At 61.6% G+C, this 19,918-nt stretch carries 20 protein-coding genes and 1 pseudogene; 11 read left to right on the top strand and 10 right to left on the bottom strand.

Going from position 1 to position 19,918, the window contains the following annotated elements; genetic code table 11:
* Positions 1-31 precede the first annotated feature (31 nt).
* On the bottom strand, positions 32-238 hold the full coding sequence (locus tag PG887_RS11650) for a bacterioferritin-associated ferredoxin (RefSeq protein ID WP_199769676.1): 207 nt from the start codon (positions 236-238) through the stop codon (positions 32-34).
* A 138-nt stretch (positions 239-376) separates the two neighbouring features.
* On the opposite strand from PG887_RS11650, the gene PG887_RS11645 reads away from it, so the two are divergent.
* The 6 genes from PG887_RS11645 to PG887_RS11620 all read left to right on the top strand — a co-directional run bounded on the left by PG887_RS11645 (position 377) and on the right by PG887_RS11620 (position 7,313).
* Positions 377-691 carry an HlyU family transcriptional regulator gene (locus tag PG887_RS11645; protein WP_041211748.1) on the top strand — a complete coding sequence of 105 codons (315 nt, stop codon included), beginning with the start codon at positions 377-379 and terminating at the stop codon, positions 689-691.
* Positions 688-2,760 (top strand): tRNA(Met) cytidine acetyltransferase TmcA, encoded by a 2,073-nt coding sequence (locus PG887_RS11640; RefSeq protein WP_270821749.1) that lies wholly within the window; start codon positions 688-690, stop codon positions 2,758-2,760. The genes PG887_RS11645 and PG887_RS11640 overlap by 4 nt, the downstream gene beginning before the upstream one ends.
* A gap of 366 nt (positions 2,761-3,126) precedes the next feature.
* Complete coding sequence (gene coxB, locus PG887_RS11635) at positions 3,127-4,257, top strand: cytochrome c oxidase subunit II (protein ID WP_270821748.1); 1,131 nt, start codon at positions 3,127-3,129, stop codon at positions 4,255-4,257.
* A 9-nt stretch (positions 4,258-4,266) separates the two neighbouring features.
* A complete protein-coding gene (gene ctaD, locus PG887_RS11630) occupies positions 4,267-5,865 on the top strand; it encodes a cytochrome c oxidase subunit I (protein WP_270821747.1) in 1,599 nt (532 codons plus the stop codon).
* Between the two features lie 9 nt (positions 5,866-5,874).
* Positions 5,875-6,429, top strand: a complete 555-nt coding sequence (locus PG887_RS11625) for a cytochrome c oxidase assembly protein (protein WP_201932973.1) — start codon at positions 5,875-5,877, stop codon at positions 6,427-6,429.
* Positions 6,430-6,431: 2 nt separating this feature from the next.
* On the top strand, positions 6,432-7,313 hold the full coding sequence (locus PG887_RS11620) for a cytochrome c oxidase subunit 3 (protein ID WP_042864889.1): 882 nt from the start codon (positions 6,432-6,434) through the stop codon (positions 7,311-7,313).
* An 8-nt stretch (positions 7,314-7,321) separates the two neighbouring features.
* Here PG887_RS11620 and PG887_RS11615 read toward each other — a convergent pair whose 3' ends face one another.
* Positions 7,322-7,528: a DUF2909 family protein gene (locus PG887_RS11615; RefSeq protein ID WP_039039709.1), complete on the bottom strand. Its 207-nt coding sequence runs from the start codon at positions 7,526-7,528 to the stop codon at positions 7,322-7,324.
* A 78-nt stretch (positions 7,529-7,606) separates the two neighbouring features.
* On the opposite strand from PG887_RS11615, the gene PG887_RS11610 reads away from it, so the two are divergent.
* Genes PG887_RS11610 through cyoE form a run of 4 tightly spaced genes read left to right on the top strand, consistent with a single transcriptional unit; the run spans position 7,607 to position 10,723 of the window.
* Positions 7,607-8,272, top strand: a complete 666-nt coding sequence (locus PG887_RS11610; protein WP_234922604.1) for an SURF1 family protein — start codon at positions 7,607-7,609, stop codon at positions 8,270-8,272.
* On the top strand, positions 8,269-8,751 hold the full coding sequence (locus PG887_RS11605; protein ID WP_201932974.1) for a hypothetical protein: 483 nt from the start codon (positions 8,269-8,271) through the stop codon (positions 8,749-8,751). Before PG887_RS11610 ends, PG887_RS11605 begins: the two co-directional genes overlap by 4 nt.
* Before the next feature lie 59 nt (positions 8,752-8,810).
* Entirely contained in the window at positions 8,811-9,821 is a 1,011-nt protein-coding gene (locus tag PG887_RS11600; protein ID WP_270821745.1) for a COX15/CtaA family protein, read from the top strand.
* Entirely contained in the window at positions 9,818-10,723 is a 906-nt protein-coding gene (cyoE, locus tag PG887_RS11595; protein ID WP_270821743.1) for a heme o synthase, read from the top strand. The genes PG887_RS11600 and cyoE overlap by 4 nt, the downstream gene beginning before the upstream one ends.
* Before the next feature lie 126 nt (positions 10,724-10,849).
* On the opposite strand, the gene PG887_RS11590 is transcribed toward cyoE, so the two are convergent.
* The 7 genes and pseudogenes from PG887_RS11590 to nhaC all read right to left on the bottom strand — a co-directional run bounded on the left by PG887_RS11590 (position 10,850) and on the right by nhaC (position 18,963).
* Entirely contained in the window at positions 10,850-12,280 is a 1,431-nt protein-coding gene (locus tag PG887_RS11590; protein ID WP_134996928.1) for a gamma-aminobutyraldehyde dehydrogenase, read from the bottom strand.
* Between the two features lie 29 nt (positions 12,281-12,309).
* The gene (locus PG887_RS11585; protein ID WP_270821761.1) at positions 12,310-13,125 is read right to left on the bottom strand and encodes an ABC transporter permease; all 816 of its coding nucleotides are present in this window, start codon (positions 13,123-13,125) and stop codon (positions 12,310-12,312) included.
* 7 nt (positions 13,126-13,132) lie between these two features.
* The gene (locus tag PG887_RS11580; protein ID WP_024944801.1) at positions 13,133-14,101 is read right to left on the bottom strand and encodes an ABC transporter permease; all 969 of its coding nucleotides are present in this window, start codon (positions 14,099-14,101) and stop codon (positions 13,133-13,135) included.
* Complete coding sequence (locus tag PG887_RS11575) at positions 14,098-15,111, bottom strand: ABC transporter ATP-binding protein (RefSeq protein WP_201996595.1); 1,014 nt, start codon at positions 15,109-15,111, stop codon at positions 14,098-14,100. Before PG887_RS11575 ends, PG887_RS11580 begins: the two co-directional genes overlap by 4 nt.
* Positions 15,112-15,183: 72 nt before the next feature.
* Positions 15,184-16,328, bottom strand: a pseudogene (locus PG887_RS11570) (ABC transporter substrate-binding protein).
* Between the two features lie 196 nt (positions 16,329-16,524).
* Positions 16,525-17,448, bottom strand: a complete 924-nt coding sequence (locus tag PG887_RS11565; protein ID WP_069651945.1) for a LysR family transcriptional regulator — start codon at positions 17,446-17,448, stop codon at positions 16,525-16,527.
* A gap of 105 nt (positions 17,449-17,553) precedes the next feature.
* Entirely contained in the window at positions 17,554-18,963 is a 1,410-nt protein-coding gene (nhaC, locus tag PG887_RS11560; protein WP_270821742.1) for a Na+/H+ antiporter NhaC, read from the bottom strand.
* A gap of 299 nt (positions 18,964-19,262) precedes the next feature.
* Between nhaC and PG887_RS11555 the strand changes: the two genes are divergently transcribed.
* Entirely contained in the window at positions 19,263-19,472 is a 210-nt protein-coding gene (locus tag PG887_RS11555) for a hypothetical protein (protein ID WP_010675758.1), read from the top strand.
* Here PG887_RS11555 and PG887_RS11550 read toward each other — a convergent pair.
* Complete coding sequence (locus tag PG887_RS11550; RefSeq protein ID WP_029314828.1) at positions 19,469-19,741, bottom strand: late competence development ComFB family protein; 273 nt, start codon at positions 19,739-19,741, stop codon at positions 19,469-19,471. The genes PG887_RS11555 and PG887_RS11550 overlap by 4 nt on opposite strands.
* Positions 19,742-19,918: the final 177 nt, after the last annotated feature.

Genomic DNA, 19,918 nt, shown 5'->3' with positions numbered 1-19,918 from the left:
AAGGAGAGATGAAGACGAGCAGTCGGCGGTTTTACGCCACTTCGTAATAGAGCGGTGCCTGCTCTGACCTCATCTTGTCGATTTCGGTAGCGATGATCTCCATCGCCATGCGCACACATTTACCACATTGGGCACCGACTTCCAGCGACTGTTTCAACTGTCTGAATTCAGTCTTGCCTGCCTGTACCGCCTTGCGGATCTGGTTATCTGTGATGCCGCGGCACAAACACACGTACATAATCTGGACCTCATGCTGGAATGAGATGAAATCTAAATGAGAATGGTTCGTAGTGCAAAGAACGAATGGTAATAAGATCCCGTGCTTGCCAGTGATTCCACCCTTGGGGAGAATGCCTTTATCAGAGAGGATGCGAACATGTTCAAAAAACTATTCAATGCCCTGTTCAAGGGAGAGATCGCCCAGAGCCCCGAGGTTGAGCCCATCGAATACATGGGCTATCTCATCTATCCCGAGCCCATGGCGGAAGGGGGGCAATACAGGCTGGCCGGTCGCATCACCAGGGAGATAGACGGGCAATTACAGACCCATCGCTTCATCCGCTCCGATCTCTTTGCCAACCCGGCGGATGCCGAGCGCTTCATGGTGCAAAAGGCCCATACCTTCATCGACCAGATGGGGGAGCGCATGTTTGAACCCCGTGTGAAGCCAGACGCCAGCCCAGCTCCATGATGTCAGCCGAGCTGCTCGCCTTGCGCCACGCTATCGCTTCTGCCGGCGAGCGGCGTCTGATCTGGCTGGAAGGGGAGGAGGATGACTGCATCGTTCGTGCCGAATCCTTGCTGTGGGGGGGGGTGTTCTGGCTGGGGCAGGGTCCTGAGCGTCATGCTCCGCAGCCTGCCGCCAAGGCGCTTCAACGGCTCGGTCAGGAGTGCGACACCCTGGTATTCAATGCCTTCAGCGGTTTTCACCCCGATGCATTCGGTGCCTTGGCGGGGACATTGAGGGCTGGGGGGCTCTTGCTTCTGCTGACCCCGCCGCGGGAGGTATGGCCGACCTACCCAGACCCTGATCGTCAGAGGCTGGTCGCCCAGCCAGAGGAGGTCGATCGTGCCGGGCAGGGGTTCATCTCCCGTCTGGTACGGTTGCTGGAAGAAGATCCGGCGCGAGATCTGACGCCTGCCTCTTGTGATATTACCTGGCAGCCTCTCGACGGGGACCGGCCGCTAAGTGCGGATCAGGCCCGTGCGCTGCCCGCCATCCACAACGTGTTGCACGGCCATCGCCGTCGCCCCCTGGTGCTGAGCGCCGATCGCGGTCGTGGCAAGAGCGCCGTGCTGGGGCTGGCGAGCGCCGACTTGCTGAGTCGGGATCCGGCCTTGACGATAGCGGTGACGGCCCCTTCCCACGCTACAGTGGCGACACTTTTTGCCCATGCAGAGCGCGCGCTGGCAGAGATGCCTGAGCGGCTGGCCGGTCTGAGCTATGTGTCCCCTGATCGGGTGGCTCAAGGAGATGTGCTGGCGGATCTGTTGCTGGTGGATGAGGCCGCCGCCATCCCGACCCCGCTGCTGGAAGCCATGCTGGCCCGTCACAGTCGCATTGTCTTCGCTACAACGGAGCACGGCTATGAGGGGACGGGGCGCGGCTTTCATCTGCGCTTCAAGAGGGTACTCGATGAGCAAACCCCGGATTGGCAGGAGCTGCACCTGGTGGAGCCCATTCGCTGGAGCCTGAGCGATCCGCTGGAGCCTCTGATCTTCCGGCTCCTTGGTCTGAATGCCGACATATCGGCACCTCATCCCCCGACATCACCGACCTGGCGCCTGGTCGGACAAGATGAGCTGGCCCGTGATGACGCGCTGCTCAATCGGGTGTTCGGCCTGCTCGTACTGGCTCACTACCAGACCAGCCCCAGTGATCTGCGGTATTTGCTGGAGGGGCCGGATCTCGACATTCATCTGATGGAGCAGGGACAGGAGTTGCTCGGGGTGGCGCTGGTCGCGCGGGAGGGCAATATACCCCCTGATCTGGCGCACGCGATCTGGGCCGGACGAAGGCGCCCTCGTGGACATCTGCTGCCCCAGTCGCTGCTGGCCCACGCCGGTTTCGTGACGGCGGGGGAGCGCTCTTATGCCAGGGTGATGCGCATCGCCATCCATCCTGCCCTTCATCGTCTCGGGCTGGGGTCCCGGTTGCTGGACAAGCTGGTATCACATTATCGGGTATTAGGGGTCGATTATCTGGGATCTTCCTTCTCCGCCAGTCCAGATCTGCTGCCATTCTGGCTCAAGGCGGGATTGAAGGTGCTGCGTCTTGGTCTGCAGCGCGATGCGGCCAGCGGCAGTCATGCAGCTTTGCTGCTGATGCCGTTGCAATCGGAATATCACGCAGAGCTGGCGCAATGGCGACAGCGTTTCATGAGCCAGTTGCCGGCCCTGCTGGCAGGTGAACTCAAGAGGCTGGATACCGAACTGGTCTGGCTATCCCTCAGAGGCGGACCTGTCACTCATGTGCCGGATCTGGATGAATTCGAGCATCGGGAACTCGATTGCTTTGCCCACCATCACAAGCCATTCGAATTGTGCCAGGCGACACTGCAACGCTGGCTACTCCGGCGAGTGATGATGCTGGATGCGTTGAGTCAGGATGAACGACGGTTGCTGATCGCCACCATCTGGCAATATGCGCCCTGGTCAGAGCTGGCTGCCCGACAGGGTGTCGCGGGCAAACCCGCCCTGATAAAAGCATTGCGCTCCCTGCTGGCCAGACTGCTGGCTCAGCAAGCCCCAGCGGGCTGACCCCGCCTCTGGCACGGCAGAAAACCACGGAGCCTGGGAGGAACCAATGGACCCTCCGGGTTCTGCACATCGATTCGACTCACCATGGCTGAAGCTCTCTCCGTTCAAGGCGCGGCCACCCCGGGACCCGTTTCTCCCTCTTCCCTGCTCGCGTTTTGCCCATTGCCACTGCTCTGATGAGCCTGGTCAGGGCTGTCTGCATTTTGGTTTTTTCTGAATATGGACTAATACTTGAATGTGAAATGAATTTTAATAAATGCATTATTTTCAGATGGTTAGCGTCGGGTGTATTGAATGCAGGCCATCTTCTCCAACGTGCACAGGGAGTGCAATGTGAGAAACGATGCAGCTCAGGCAGGTGCCGGAATGATGATGTGGTTCATCAGCAGCAGCGCCTTTGCCAATGAGATCCGGTTCAACATGACGCGCGGGGCGACCGCCATCAGCCAGCAGGTCTATGACCTGCACATGACGATTTTCTATATCTGTTGCGTCATCGGTCTGCTCGTCTTCGGCATCATGTTCTGGTCCATCGTGCACCATCGAAAATCGCGCGGTGCCAAAGCCGCCCAGTTTCACGAAAGCACCCGCATCGAGTTGCTGTGGACGGCCATCCCCGTGTTGATACTGATCGCGATGGCGGCACCGGCAACCTCGACCCTGTTGAAGATGGAGGATACCTCCAAGGCCGATCTCACCGTCCTCGTCACGGGCTCGCAATGGAAATGGCATTACAAATACCTCGAGTATCCGGTGGCGTTTTATTCCCTGCTGGCGACCAGCAAACAGCAGATCTCCGGTGATGCCCCCAAGGGCGGCAATTATCTGCTGGAGGTGGATAACCCTCTGGTATTGCCGGTCGGCAAGAAGATCCGTTTCCTGATGACCTCGGACGATGTCATTCACTCCTGGTGGGTTCCCGCCTTCGCCGTGAAAAAAGATGCCAATCCTGGCTACATCAACGAGTCCTGGACCCGGATCGACAAGCCGGGCACCTATCGTGGGCAGTGCGCCGAGCTGTGCGGGAAGGATCACGGTTTCATGCCCGTGGTTGTGGTGGCCAAATCCGCAGAGGAGTTCGAGAAGTGGATTGCCAGAAAGGGAGACGAGCAGGCAACTGCCAAGGCACAGCAACAGGCGCAGGCAGCGGAGACCATGACGTTGCCACAAGCCATGGCGCAGGGGGAGAAAGTCTATCTGGGGCACTGTGCGGCCTGTCATCAGCCCGCGGGTACCGGATTGCCGGGCATCTTCCCGGCGATCAATGGCAGCAAGGTGACCACACAGGCGGACCATCGGGCCCAGCATCTGGACATCGTCCTGCATGGCAAGAGCGGCACGGCGATGCAACCTTTTGGCAAACAGTTGACGGCGCAGGAACTGGCCGCCGTCATCACCTATGAGCGCAATGCCTGGGATAACAAGACCGGTGACCTTGTGCAGCCAGCTGAGGTGCAGTCCCTTCTCAACCCGGCCGTTCCGGACAAGGACAAGTGAGGCGTCGGCATGAGTGATGGAATCACGGATACCCCGCACAGCGAACATGTCCACCAGCCAGCGGCCGGTCTGAGGCGCTGGCTCTACACCACCAATCACAAGGACATCGGTACCCTGTATCTGTGCTTTGCTCTCACCATGTTCTTTACCGGTGGCGCCATGGCCATGGTGATCCGGGCAGAACTGTTCCAGCCCGGACTGCAACTGGTGGAACCCCTGTTTTTCAACCAGATGACCACGGTACACGGCCTTATCATGGTCTTTGGTGCCGTCATGCCCGCCTTCACCGGCCTCGCCAACTGGCTGATCCCCATCATGATTGGGGCCCCTGACATGGCGTTGCCCCGCATGAACAACTGGAGCTTCTGGATCCTGCCGTTTGCTTTCCTCATCCTCCTGTCGAGCCTGTTTATGGAGGGAGGCGGCCCCAGTTCTGGCTGGACCTTCTATGCCCCCCTGTCCACCCAGTACAGCGGCAACAGCACGGCCCTGTTCGTCTTTGCCATTCACATCATGGGGATCTCCTCCATCATGGGGGCCATCAACGTCATCGTGACCATCTTCAACCTGCGGGCGCCGGGCATGGGTTGGATGCAGATGCCGCTGTTTGTCTGGACCTGGCTCATCACGGCGTTTCTGCTCATCGCTGTCATGCCGGTGCTGGCGGCTGCGGTGACCATGGTGCTGACGGACAAGTATTTCGGGACCAGTTTCTTCGATGCGGCCGGTGGGGGGGATCCTGTCCTGTTTCAGCACATTTTCTGGTTCTTCGGGCACCCGGAAGTCTACATCATGATATTGCCGGCTTTCGGCATCGTCTCCAGCATCATTCCGACCTTCTCCCGCAAGAAGCTGTTCGGTTATCGCTCCATGGTCTATGCCACCAGCAGCATCGCCTTGCTCTCCTTCATGGTCTGGGCGCACCACATGTTCACCACCGGATTGCCCGTGGTGGCGGAGCTGTTCTTCATGTACACCACCATGCTGATCGCTGTGCCGACAGGGGTAAAGGTATTCAACTGGCTTGCCACCATGTGGCGTGGTTCTCTGACATTCGAGACCCCCATGCTGTTTGCCATCGCCTTCATCACCCTGTTCACCATTGGCGGTTTCTCCGGGCTGATGCTGGCCATGACGCCGGCTGATTTTCAGTATCACGACACCTATTTCGTAGTGGCCCATTTCCACTATGTGCTGGTGACCGGTGCCGTCTTCTCGATCCTGGCTGCGGCCTACTACTGGTTGCCGAAATGGACGGGGCACATGTATGACGAGCGGCTCGGCCAATGGCACTTCTGGTGTTCGCTCGTCTCGGTCAATGTGCTGTTTTTCCCCATGCATTTTGTCGGGCTGGCGGGCATGCCTCGCCGCATTCCCGATTACGCCCTGCAATTTGCCGACTTCAACATGCTGATCAGCCTGGGGGGCTTTGCCTTCGGCCTGTCCCAGCTGCTGTTTGTCTGGGGCGTGATCAAATTCATCAGAGGCGGAGCCAAGGCAAGCGATCGGGTATGGGAGGGGGCCGAGGGGCTGGAATGGACGCTCTCTTCTCCCCCTCCCTATCACAGTTTCCAGACTCCGCCGGATATCCGGTCGGAAGAGCGTTAGGGAGGTCATATGACCCAGGTCAGTCATGCCCCCTTGCTCAGAAAACTGGCTCTGGTCGTGCTCGTCATGTTTGGTTTTGCCTTTGCGCTGGTGCCGCTTTATGACGTCTTCTGCCGGATCACCGGCCTCAATGGCAAGACGTCTGATCAAGCGGCCAGTACGGAGCGGGCGGTGATCGACAGCAAGCGGAGCATCCAGATCGAGTTTCTTGCTCATGCGGATACCCGGATGCCGTGGGAGTTCAGCGGTGAGACGACTCGGCTGTCGGTGCGGCCGGGGGAGGTGAAGATGGTCAACTTTCGGGTGTTCAATCCCACGGAGCGGTCCATGGTGGGTCAGGCGGTCCCGTCGGTCTCTCCCGGTCCCGCCGCAGCCTATCTGAAGAAAGTGGAGTGTTTCTGTTTCAATCGCCAGGAGCTGAGGGCAGGACAGAGCAAGCTGATGCCGCTCAAGTTCTATATCGATCCGGCACTACCGGACAGCATCAATACCATCACGCTTTCCTACTCGCTCTATGACATCACGGCGTCCGTACCGGCACCGGCACTCGCACAGAGGAAATGACCATGGCCAAGGTGAACCAGACCTATTATGTCCCGGACCAGAGTCGCTGGCCCATCATTGGTGCCATTGCACTGTTTTTCCTGGCGTTGGGGGCGGGACATCTGGTCAATGAAGTGGCGAGTGGGCAGACCGGTTTCGGCCGGTATCTGATGATGGCCGGTGTCGCCCTGCTGGCATTCATGTTGTTTGGCTGGTTCCGTCACATCATCCGGGAGTCAATGACCGGGCTCTACAGCGCCCAGATGGACAGATCCTTCAGGCAGGGCATGGTCTGGTTCATCTTCTCCGAAGTGATGTTCTTTCTGGCTTTTTTCGGAGTGCTGTTCTATGCCCGCCAGCTTGCGGTGCCCTGGCTGGATGGTGCGGGCCACAGGGTGATGACGGGCCAGCTGCTGTGGCCGGATTTCACCGCTCACTGGCCCCTGCTCAAGACGCCCGGCGGGGCCACGACCCAGGCCATGCCCTGGCAGGGGATCCCCCTCATCAATACCCTGATCCTGCTCGGCTCCTCCGTGACCCTGCTGTTTGCACACATGAGTCTGGAAAACGGCAGACGTATGCGGCTCAAGGGGATGTTGCTGGCCACCGTGGTGCTCGGGCTGACATTCCTGTGGTTTCAAGGCTATGAGTATCTGCATGCCTATCGGGATCTCGGGCTGCGTCTGGATTCCGGCATCTATGGCAATACCTTCTTCATTCTGACCGGGTTCCATGGACTGCACGTGCTGCTGGGCACCCTTTTCCTGACCATCATCTGGCTGCGAATCATGTTGAGGGATCATTTCACCCCACAGCGTCATTTCGCTTTCCAGGCTGCGGCCTGGTACTGGCACTTCGTCGATGTGGTCTGGCTCTGTCTGTTCGTCTTTGTCTACCTGCTTTGATGCCGTGCTCAGTAGGGGCGCGGGTTGGGCTCCAGCCAGCCCATCGCGAGAGAGAGCAGCAGTATGATGACCACCAGCAGGGAGAAGAAAACGCGCCGACCCAGAGGTACCGACATCTTTTGCGTATTGCCTGCACTGAGCATCAGCCAGAGGGCGTGAAACAGCTGGCCGATGATGAGCAGCAGCATGAGTACCAGAACGACCTTGATCAACATCTTGGGATCCTCCTCGATATGCGCGATTCGGCTGCACGAGACAAGCGACGACCATGGCATCACAGACGCTGGTTCGTCTTGTTGTTCACTCTGGTGGTGACGGCCGGTTTGTGCAAGCTGGCGTTCTGGCAGTGGCAGCGCGGAATGGAAAAAACGGCCTGGCTGGCGCAGATGGCAAAGATGCAGCAGGCCGGGCCAAGGACATTGGCCCAGATCGACTGGCAACACCCGGAGTCACTGGATGGCCAGCCTCTGCAAGGGAAAGCCGAGTGGATCAGCCCTTATGTCTGGTTGCTGGACAACCAGATCGTCAACGGGGAGGTTGGCTATGACGTGCTCATCCCGGTACGCACAGAGGGGGGATCCTCACAGTTGCTGGTCAACCTGGGATGGGTGCCTGCGCCATCCGACAGGTCGCAATTGCCCAATCCCGCCATTCCCGCCGCAATGACCCTTGAAGGTGTTCTGCGCATGGCTCCCGGCGGCTTCCTGCTGGGACAGAACATAGAACCAGGCCCCTACCCGAACCGGCTGCAATCCATCAGGGTCGAGACCCTGCGACAGGCAATCGGAGTCCCGCTTGCAGACGCCGTGTTGTATCAAAGACGAACCCCATTCCTCTATCACTACCAGCACAATGTCATGCCTCCTGAAAAACACCGGGCCTATGCGGTGCAATGGCTCGGCTTGGCGCTGGTGGTTCTGTCAGGGGGGGTCATGCTGACAAGGAGGTGCTCCCCATGAGCGGATGGCGACGCTGGCGGGTGCCAGCGCTCTTTGCTGCGGTGATCCTGCTGCCTGTGGTGCTGGCGGCTCTGACTCTTCACCAGGGCTGGTATGAACCCGGCACGCGCAGCAAGGGGCACTGGCTGCACCAGGATATCTATCTGTTGCAACCGCTTCCTGCCCATCAGCACCAATGGCGACTGGTCTATCTGGTGGCCCCTCGCTGCGAGGGGCAATGCCGGCAGGTCCCTGTGCTGATGGCGCGCATCCAGGCGGCACTTGGCCGCAACCTGGACAAGCTGGAGCTGGTCCAGTTGACGCCACCTCACGAGGCAAACAGTGAAATGAGGGAGGGGGATATACTGCTGGTGGACGCCCGCGGCTTGGCCATCTTGCGTTACGAGGTGCCCGGCAGCACGACGACCTGGCCGTTGCTTGGCAAGGCGGTACTGTCGGATCTGCAGCAACTGCTCAAATATCAGCGTGGGGTGCAGTGACGATGCAGCCGACATGGGACTCGCATCTTCTGGTGACTGCACGGTCAACGAGGCGTCATATGAAGATGCACAAGAGGCTGGCCTCCGTGGCCATTGCGCTGGCAGTTCTTGTCATCGCGCTCGGTGCTTATACCCGGTTGACGGATGCCGGGCTGGCTTGCCCCGATTGGCCAGGTTGCTATGGTTCCCTGGCCATTCCCCGCGCTGAGCATGCGGAACTGGCGGCACAGCGCTATCCGGCCAGCCCGCTTGTTCCTCACAAAGCGCGCAGCGAGATGGTGCATCGCTACTGCGCCGGGGTGCTGGGAGGCGTGATTGTGCTCCTGTCCGGCTTGGGCTGGCGTACAGGCGGCCGACTGCGTCACCTCTCGCTCATCTTGCTGGTGCTGGTTGCGGGTCAGGCGGCACTGGGTATGTGGACGGTGACCCTGGCCCTGCATCCCCTGGTGGTGACCACTCATCTGCTGGGCGGCTTCGCCATCCTGACCTTGCTATGGCTCTATCGGGCCGAATTGGCAGGTTTCCCTTCACCCCCGCCCGTACACCAGGGCGTTTCCTGGCTTGGCAGCATGGCCTGTGGCGTGTTGCTGCTGCAGATCGCGCTGGGGGGCTGGACGTCGGCGAACTATGCGGCCATGGCGTGTGTGGAGTTTCCCTTGTGCCAGGGCAACTGGCAGGCAGAGCTGAATTGGGCGCAAGCCTTTCATCTCCCTCTGGGGCACGCCAGCTATGAGTTCGGCGTGCTGGGCAAGGAGGCGCGCCAGACCATTCACATCGCCCATCGCCTGGGAGCGCTGACCACGGCCTTGCTGGTGGGTGCTTTCGCCCTCGCGCTGCTCTGCCAGCGGACCCCCCTGAGAGGGTTTGGCTGGCTGTTGCTGGGTCTGCTGACCGTGCAGATTGCCTTGGGATTGGCGAACGTCCATCTGGCCCTGCCGCTGGCCAACGCCCTTGCACACAATCTGGTGGCCGCCCACCTGCTGGCCTGTTGTGTGCTGGCGCGCGGGAGACTCTCTATGCCTCATCACAACCCCTTGCCATCCCCTGGGATGGTCAGGAGCCGGACATGAATGGGAGAGGGCGGGCACAGCGCTTTGCCCTCCGCCGGGTGCGCGATTATTGTCAGTTGACCAAACCAAAGGTGGTCGCCCTGCTGCTCCTGACCGCCTGGGTGGGCATGCTGCTGGCCGAGCCGACACGCGCCTCTCTGGACGAGATGATACTGGGCCTGGCGGGGATTGGACTGCTCGCTGCCGGGGCGGCGGCCATGAACCATTCTCTGGATAGCGGCATCGATGCCCGGATGCGCAGAACGCGCTGGCGCCCGGTCGCCATGGGACGGATCACGCCGGGGCAGGCGATGAATTTTGCGATCTGTCTGGCACTGTCGGGGTTTGTTCTGCTCCATTGGGGCGTGAATCCCCTGACTGCCTGGCTAACTCTGGCCAGCCTGTTCGGCTATGCGGTCATCTATACCCTGCTGCTGAAGCGGGCCACGCCGCAGAATATCGTTATCGGCGGATTGGCGGGAGCCATGCCGCCGCTCTTGGGCTGGACCAGCATCACGGGGCAGCTTTCGGCCGAGCCCTGGCTGCTGGTGATGATCATCTTTACCTGGACGCCGCCCCATTTCTGGTGTTTGGCCATCCACCGGCGCGATGACTATGCCGGTGCCGACATTCCCATGCTGCCGGTCACCCACGGCACCGATTTCACCAAGACAGCCATCCTGCTCTATCTGCTGATCCTGACGCTCGTCTGTCTGCTGCCCTATCTGATCGGCATGTCGGGGCTTGTCTACCTGGTCGGCAGCCTTGGGTTGAACCTCGGATTCTGCTGGCATGGTTGGCTGTTGAAGTACGGGGATCGGCCCGGCCAGGCGATGCGCACCTTCCGTTTCTCCATCTATCACCTGATGCTGCTGTTTGGTCTGCTGATTCTGGATCACCACTGGTTGTGGCGGTTGTCATGACGTTGATGCGGGTCGCGGTCGGGTGAATGGTGACGCTGCGTCGGTGCACTGCAGGGATGCACAGACCTGATGCAAAACAAGATGGCCCCAAGGGGCCATCTTGTTTTCAGGGGGACGGAGTGGAGCCTAGAGCTTGACCATGATGTGGCGCGGCACCGTGTAGTCCTCCAGCGCGTAGAGGGAGAGATCCTTGCCGTAGCCGGACATCTTCATGCCGCCGTGGGGCATCTCGGAGGTGAGCATGAAGTGGGTGTTGATCCAGGTGCAGCCGTACTGCAGGTGGCTGGCTACCTTGCTGGCAAGGCCGAGATCCCGGGTCCAGACCGAGCTGGCGAGGCCGTAGTCCGAGTCGTTGGCCCACTGCACCACCTGCTCGGCGTCGCTGAAGCGGGTCACCGACACCACCGGGCCGAACACCTCCCGGCGCACGATTTCATCCTCCTGACGGGCGTGGGCGATCAGGGTCGGCTCGAAGAAGAAGCCGTTGCCGGGGCGGATCTTGCCCCCCGCCGTCACCTCCACGTGACCGCTGCTCTGGGCCCGCTCCACGAAGCTGGCCACCCGGTTGCGCTGCCGGTCCGAGATGAGCGGCCCCATCTCCACCCCCTCCTCGCGCGGACCGCCCACCTTGATGGAGGCGACCGCATCTGTCATGGCGGCGACAAACTTGTCGTAGATCTTGCCCTGGGCGTAGATGCGGCAGGCGGCGGTGCAATCCTGGCCGGCGTTGTAGAAACCGAAGGTGCGAATGCCCGCCACCACGGCCTCCAGGTCCGCATCGTCAAAGATGATGACCGGCGCCTTGCCGCCAAGCTCCAGGTGGGTGCGCTTCATGGTGCGGGCGGCGCTCTGCAGGATCTTCTGGCCGGTGGCGATGTCACCGGTGAGGGACACCATGCGCACCAGCGGGTGCTCCACCAGCGGCGCCCCCACGCTCTCGCCCCGGCCGCAGACGATGTTGATGACGCCGCGGGGGAAGAGCTCGCTGGCCAGCTCCGCCAGGCGCAGGGCGGTGAGCGGGGTCTGCTCGGAGGGCTTGAGCACCACCGTATTGCCGGCGGCGAGCACCGGGGCCATCTTCCAAGCCGCCATCATCAGCGGATAGTTCCAGGGGGCGATACTGCCCACCACACCGATGGGGTCGCGGCGGATCATGCTGGTGTGCCCCTCGATGTACTCCCCCGCCAGCGGCCCCTGCAGGCAGCGGGCGGCGCCGGCGAAGAAGCGGAAGCAGTCCACTACCGCCGGCAGCTCGTCATTGAGCACCGCCAGATAGGGCTTGCCGCAGTTGAGGGATTCGAGGGCCGCAAACTCCTCGGCGTGGCGCTCGATGGCATCGGCCAGGCGCAGCAGCAGGGTACTGCGCTGGGCTGGCGTGGTGCGGCTCCACTGGGCGAAGGCGCGTTGGGCGCCGTTCACCGCCCGGTTCACCTGCTCGAACGAGGCTTCGGGCACCGAGGCGATCAGCTCACCGGTGGCCGGGTTGAGGATGGGCTCGGCCTGGCCGTCACCGGTGACGAACTGACCGTCGATCAAGAGTTGGGTAGAGAGTTTCATGGTTGCATCCTTGCGCACGCGTTGAGTCGTTATTTGCCACTGCCGGCGACGTCCTGGCCGTCGCGGGTGAGGTAGTAGGCAAGCAGAATAGGAATGGTGGTGAAGGCCACTATGATGAGGGCCACCACGTTGGTGACCGGCCTGTCCCGTGGCCGGATCAGCTCCTGATACATCCAGATCGGCAGCGTGGTCTGCTGGCCCGCGGTGAAGGTGGTGACGATCACCTCGTCAAAGCTCAGGGCGAACGCCAGCATGCCCCCCGCCAGCAGCGCCGTGGCAAGGTTGGGCAGGATCACGTAGCGCAGGGTCTGGAAGCCGTCGGCACCGAGATCCATCGACGCCTCGATGAGGCTCTGGTTGGTGCGGCGAAAGCGCGCCAGGGCATTGTTGTAGACCACCACCACGCAGAAGGTGGCGTGACCTATGACGATGGTCCAGAAGCTGAAGGGGATCTCCATCACCCCGTAGGCGGAGCGCAGCGCGATACCGGTGACGATGCCGGGCAGGGCGATGGGCAGCACCAGCAAGAGTGACACCACCTCCTGACCGAAGAAGCGGCTGCGGGTGATGGCCCCCGCCGCCAGGGTGCCGAGCACCATGGCGGCCAGCGTCGCTAGCCCCGCTACCTCCAGCGACAGCTGGATGGCGCGCCACACGTCGGGGCGGTTGAGGGTCACCTCGAACCACTTGAGGGTGAGCCCGGGGGGCGGGAACTGGTAGCTCTTGCTCTCGCTGGTGAAGGCATAGAGGAAGATGAACAGGATCGGAAAGTGCAGGAACAGGAGACCGCCGATGGCCGCGTACTTGAGCAGGCCGGAGGGCTGGCTGCTATGGTCCCGCTTCATGGAAGTATTAGAGCGCATCGAATGCCCCCAAGCGTTTCGCGATGGTGAGGTAGATGGCGATGATGAGGATCGGCACCAGCGAGAAGGCGGCAGCGAAGGGCAGGTTGCCCGCCGTGCCCTGCTGCATGTAGACCACCTGACCTATGTACATGGTGGAGTTGCCTATGATGCCGGGGATGATGTAGTCCCCCAGCGTCAGGGAGAAGGTGAAGATGGAGCCCGCCACCACGCCGGGCAGGGCCAGCGGCAGGATCAGGGTACGAAAGGTCTGGGCCGGGGTGGCGCCGAGATCGCCGCTCGCTTCCAGCAGGGAGCGCGGGATCCGCTCCACCGCCGCCTGGATGGGCAGGATCATGAAAGGCAGCCAGACGTAGACGAACACGATGAAGGTGCCGATGCGCGAGAACGAGAGCGACGGCCCCCCTATCACCGGCAGCGAGAGGATGGCGTCCAGCAGCCAGTCCAGTCCCAGAGTATCTGCCAGCCAGCTGATGACCCCCTCCTTGGCCAGGATCAGCTTCCAGGCGTAGACCCGTACCAGATAGCTGGACCAGAGCGGCAGCATGATGCCGACGTAGAACAGAGCCCGGGTCTTGCCGCTGGTGTAGCGCGCCATGTAGTAGGCCACCGGAAAGCCGAGCAGGGCGCAGGCCAGGGTCACCAGCAGCGACATGCCGACGGTGCGCAGGATCACGTCCAGGTTCTCAGCCCGCAGCAGGGCAACGAAGTTCTGCAGCCCCAGCTCGTGGCGGATCTGGCCGCTGAACTCGTCCAGTCCGAAGAAGGCGTTGGAGAGCAGCATCAGCAGGGAGCCGACATAGATGATGCCAAGCCAGAGCAGGGGGGGCCCCAGCAGGATGGCCAGCAACAGACCCGGCCGCCCGTAGAGCAGGGTGGAGAGGCGCCGCAGCGGCCGATAGGAGAGGGGGGCAGTGGGTTGGCTCATGGCAAGGCTCGCACTGTGGGGGGCGCTCATGGTTGAGCTCCCTGAGGGGCGGTGTGCAGGCGATGGATCGCCTGCTCCGGCCAGCTGAGGCTGACCCGGGCGCCACGGGGCAGACGGGCCTGGCCCTCGTTGGGGTGGTTGACGATAAGCTCGAGCTGCTCGCCGAGATCGACCCGGTAGCGCACGAAGGGGCCGAGATACTCCACTTCGCGCACCTCCCCGGACCAGCCCGGAGTGCCGGCCTCGGCGAGGCGGATCCGCTCCGGGCGCACCATCATCTGCTGAGCATCGCCGCACAGACGGCGGGCCTGCTCCCCCTCGAACAGGTTGACTGTGCCGACGAAGCGGGCGACGAAGGGGGTGGCGGGGGCGTCGTAGATGGTATCCGGCGCGGCGATCTGCTCGATCTTGCCCTGATTGAAGATGCAGATCCGGTCGCTCATGGAGAGCGCCTCCTGCTGATCGTGGGTGACGAAGATGAAGGTGATGCCGAGCTGGCGCTGCAAGGCTTTCAGCTCGAGCTGCATCTGCTCGCGCAGCTTGAGGTCGAGGGCCCCGAGCGGTTCGTCCAGCAGCAGGATGCGCGGCTGGTTGATCAGCGCTCGGGCGATGGCGATGCGCTGGCGCTGGCCGCCGGAGAGCTGGCCCGGCTTGCGGTTGCCGACGCCGGGCAGGCGCACCAGTTCCAGCATCTCGTCCACCTTGCGGTAACGCTCCGCCTTGGCGACGCCCTTGAGCATCAGGCCGTAGCCGATGTTGTCGCGCACATCCATGTTGGGAAACAGGGCGTAGTCCTGAAACACGGTATTGAGGTTGCGATCGTAGGGGGGCACGGTGGAGCAGGGCTCGCCAAACAGCTGGATCTCCCCCTCGCTCGGGTATTCGAAGCCCGCGATCATCCGCAGGCAGGTAGTCTTGCCGGAACCGCTCGGCCCCAGCAGGGTGAAAAACTCGCCGGCCGGGATCTGGAAGGAGATGTCGTCGACCGCCTTCACCTCGCCATAGTGGCGGCTGACCCGGTCAAATTGTACGGCATTCATGGGACGTCCTTGTCTGTGTGGGAAGCGGGCCGGACTCCTGTCCGGCCCCATATCGGCATTTACTGAGGCACCTCAGCGGCCACCCAGGATGGCGATATAGTCCGAGACCCAGCGGTAGTAGGGCACGCAGGTTCCCTGGCTCTTGCACTGGGAGACAGGGGTACGCCAGAAGTGAACCCGATCGAAGTTGTCGATGCCGTTGGTCTTGCACCCCTCTTTCCCGAGCAGGGCATTGCCCTCGCAGGTGGCCGGTACCACGGGCACGGAGCCGAACCAGGAGGCGAGATCCCCCTGCAGCTTGTTGTTGAGGGAGTGCTCCAGCCACTGATAGGCACAGGTGAGGTTCTTCGCCTCGCTGTGCACCATGCTGGTATCGGCCCAGCCGGTGACGCCCTCCTTGGGCACCGTCGTGGCGATAGGCTGCTTGTCGGCGATCAGGGTATTGGCCTGGAACGGCCAGGAGCCGGAGGCCACCACCCCTCGTTCTTGAAGTCGTCGATCTGGACGAAGGCATCGTGCCAGTAGCGTCCCACCAGCTTGCGCTGCTGGCGCAGGAGGTCGAGGGCGGCCTTGTACTGATCTTCGTTGAGCTCGTAAGGATCCTTGATGCCGAGCGCCGGCTGGTGGCTCATCAGATAGAGGGCGGCATCGGCGATGTGGATGGGGCCGTCGAACGCCTGTACCCGCCCCTTGTTGGACTTGCCGTCCGGCAGGGTCTACTCCTCGAACACCACGCTCCAGGAGTCGGGCGCCTTGGGGAACACCTTGGTGTTGTACATCAAGATGTTGCCGCCCCACTGGTAGGGCACGCCATAGTGCTTGCCGTCTACCGTGTGCCAGGGGGCATTCTGCAGGCGGGGGTCTATCTTGCCGTAGCTCGGGATGAGCGCCAGGTTGAGTGCCTGCACCTTGCCACCGGCAATCAGACGCAGGCTGGCGTCGCCGGAGGCGGTCACCAGATCGAAGCCCCCCTCGTTCATCAGCGCCACCATCTCGTCCGAGGTGGCGGCCGTCTTGACGTTGACCTTGCAGCCGGTCTCTTTTTCGAAGCCGGTGACCCAGTCGTAGTTCTTGTCGGTCTCGCCGCGCTCCACGTAGCCGGCCCAGGCCACGATGTTGAGCTGGCCTTCACCCTTGCCGAGGGTGGTGGGGGCAGCCTGGACCTGGCTTGCCAGCAGCGCCGGGATCAGGGCCAGGGTCAGAGGGGTCAATTTCATCTTGCTCTCCTTGCATGATTGGCAACCGTGGCGGCGCCACAGTAGGCATTAACATCCTGTTAACCAGTCATGAGCGTAGGAGAAGCCGGGAGCAATGAGAATTTCAATTTTTAACGGCTTGGGTATCTGTAAAATCGATATCGAGTGCGGATGAATCTGATTTTTTTGCCGGAGTCACGGCTGTTCAGGCTCAGTCCTAGCGGGGGAGGTGCTGGCGGGCCCGTAGCCGGCTCTGATCTCTGGCGATGTCGATGAACTCGCGTGCGGCCCAGTCAAGGCGCGAGCCGCGCCGCCACACCAGACCGATGTCGATGGCGGGGATGGGCTCCTTGATGGCGCGGGCCTCGACCCGCTCTTGCTCCAGCGACCAGGGGCGGTAGGCAAAGTCCGGCAGCAGGGCGAGCCCGAGCTGGCTCGCCACCAGGCTGCGCACCGCTTCTACCGAGGCGGTCCGCAGCACGATGCGCGGCGCGATGCCGTAGCGGCGCAGGCCGCCGCCGATGATCTGGTCAAGCTGGTCGGCGGTCAGCGAGATCATGGGCTCCTCGCCGAGCGCCTTGAGGGAGAGGGTCGACTCGGCGCAGAGGGGGTGGTTGGCGGCGAGCCAGACCCGCAGCGGCGAGCGGGTCAGCAGCTCGGTATCGAACGCCTCCTGGCGGATGGTGCGGTTGGTCATCAGGATCCCCACATCCACCTCGCCGTTGACGATCTGGTGTTCGAGATAGGGCTGCTCATCCTCCTTCACCTCGATCTGTACCGCCGGGAAGGCGCGGCGAAAGCGGCCGAGGGCCTCCGAGAGGTAGTAGCCTGCCACCAGCGTGGTTACGCCTATAGTAAGCCGCCCCTGATCCTGCTGGGCCACCGCCTTGAGGGACTGGCCGGCTTCGGTCATGGCGCTTAGGATGCGACGGGCGTGCAGCAGAAACTGGTGGCCCTGGGTGGTGAGGCTGACCCCGCGCGGATTGCGCTCGAACAGGGCGGCGCCGAGCTCGGTCTCCAGCTCGCGGATGGCGCTGGTGACCGCCGACTGGGAGATGTGCAGCTCGGCGGCTGCCCGGCTGACCGAGAAGCTGTCGGCCACCGCCACGAAATAGCGGATCTGGCGAAAGGTGAAGTTCATCTGGGCGTCCTGCCACGTGCGATCAAGGTGAGTGCCAGCTTAACCTCGAATCATACCCAGACAAAAGGCGCCGTGATGGCGCCTTTGTCATTGTTTTTCCGGAAATTAGCGGGCTGTCACCGCCTCTGTGACCGGTACACGGTTCACTCCCTTGCCCAGATAGGCGAGGGTGATGGTCACTATGATGCAGGTGAAGCTGAGCCACATGTAGGGCAGGTAGTCGAGGGTCGCCACCCCCAGTACCCCGGCCATGAAGATGCCGTTGTCGCTCCAGGGCACCATGCCGCAGGTGAGGGTGCCGCCAAACTCAGCGTTGCGGGAGAGGCTCTTGCGCGCAAGCCCCAGCCGGTCGTAGTTCTTGGCCATGATCTTGGGGGTCAGGATCAGCGATACATACATGGCGGAACCGAACACGTTGGCCAGGAAGGCGGTGCCTATGGTGTGGCTGGTCAGGCTGCCGGCGCTGTTGATGCGCTTCTCGAAGGCGCTGGCGATCACTTCCAGGATGCCGACCTTCTCCAGCAGACCGCCGAAGCCCAAGCCGAAGATGATGACGGCCACGGAACCCAGCATGGACTCCATGCCGCCGCGGCCCAGGATGTTGTCGATGAAATCGACGCCGGAGGTGATGGCAAACGGGCTGTAGGCGGAGTGCATCGCCTTCACCGGATCCATGTCCTGGAAGACGATGGCCCAGACAAGACCCAGCAAGGCGCCGAAGCTGATCACCGGGAATGCGGGCTTGCGGTTGGCCAACAGGCCCAGCACCAGCACCACGGGCACTATGGCCATGGGGGTGATGTTGAACTGTTTGTCGAGGGCGTCCATCACCAGATTGACCTGCTCCAGGCTGACGTTGCCGGAATACTGCATGCCGACCACGGTGAACAGGGCGGCGGTGATGACGTAGGAGAACAGGCTGATGGGCAGCATCCCCTTGATGTGTTCCATCACGTCGACGTTGGACATGGTCGAGGCCAGCACCACGGAGTCGGAGAGCGGGGAGAGCTTGTCACCGAAGTAGACGCCGGAGAGCACGGCACCGGCTACCAGCGGCGCGGGTACCCCCAGGCTGTGGCCTATGCCCATCATGGCGATGCCGGCGGTGGCCGCCGAGCCCCAGGAGGTGCCGGTGGCCAGCGAGGTGAGAGAGCAGATGATCAGGGTCGCCAGCAGGAAGATGGAGGGGTGTATCACCTTGAGGCCGAAGTAGATGATGCTGGGGACGATACCGCCAGCAATCCAGGTGCCCACCAGGGCACCGACGGAGATCAGTATCAGGATGGCCCCCATCCCCTTGGCGACGCCGTCGACTGCCGCCTGCTCCAGGGATTTGTAATCGTGGCCGAGCTTGATGCCGAGTCCCATGATGACGAACCAGGCGATGAACAGTGCCAGCTGGATTGACAGATCCAGCACGCTGGTGAAGGAGAAGGCCAGGGCCAGGAAAATGGCCAGGCAGGCAAATACTTGCGACATGCCCGGCAATCGGATGTGGTGTTGTTGGTTTTGCATAGACGCTCCCTAAACTCTTGCTCGCCAAGGTCAGCCCCTCTCGTCCTGCGGATGCGTCGATCCCGAGAGGCTTACCAAAAGAGGGCGCAATCTACCATAAAGCGGAGGTGTAAAATCCCTGCTCATTCGGCAAAATAGCTTTAAAATTTTAAAATCCCACAAAATAGTTGATCTAATCGGCATTTTTCACTGTTCAATCGACACCGTTTGATAGCCGGAGATCCATAGGCAAGTTCGATTGCAGATGGCGACACCAAAGATGATAATGGTTATCATTAATCTTTCTCGGACTAATGCCAATGAACTGGATAGCACGCGCTCTGCTCTTGGCCGCCCTTCTGGCGGTGCTGGTCTGGGGTCAGGAGAAGGAATACGGGTTCTGGAGCCTGGGGTTCTTGCTGGCTGCCTGGGTCATGCTGGAACCCAGGCTGAGACCGGTGTTGATCCTGCTGCCGGTTGCGGGAATGACAGGGGTCGTCACTCTGCTCTGGCAGCAGGGCTGGCATTAAGCCTGGCGAGTGGGGACGGCCTGGATCTTGTCGTAGGCCTGGCGCAGGGAGGCGATGACCTTCTTCTCCATCTCGCTGCGTTCGGCGTCTGTCGTGAAGTAGATCATGTCGACATCGTGGCGGATATAGTGGGAAGGAAGCTGGTTGAGTGTCAGGCAGCAGAGGTCTGCCAGCTGATAGGGGGTCAATGTTCGAGCCAACCCCTGTTTTTCTATCTCCTTGAGCACCAGATGCTCATAGAAGTTGTGAATATCGGTATCCAGGATCATGGGAAAACCCCCGTGGTGGCGTAGCATCTTCAACAGCATAGCCATGGGGCATGAAAACACAAAAGGCCCGTTACTCTCGTAACGGGCCTTTGCGGAATGAATGGTGCGAAGAGAGGGACTCGAACCCTCACATCCGTGGGACACTAACACCTGAAGCTAGCGCGTCTACCAATTCCG

The organism is Aeromonas sp. QDB14 (assembly GCF_027707845.1).
GTDB lineage: Bacteria > Pseudomonadota > Gammaproteobacteria > Enterobacterales > Aeromonadaceae > Aeromonas > Aeromonas caviae.
The sequence above is the reverse complement of the archived record's forward strand: the minus strand, read 5'-3'. Positions and strand labels throughout refer to the sequence as shown.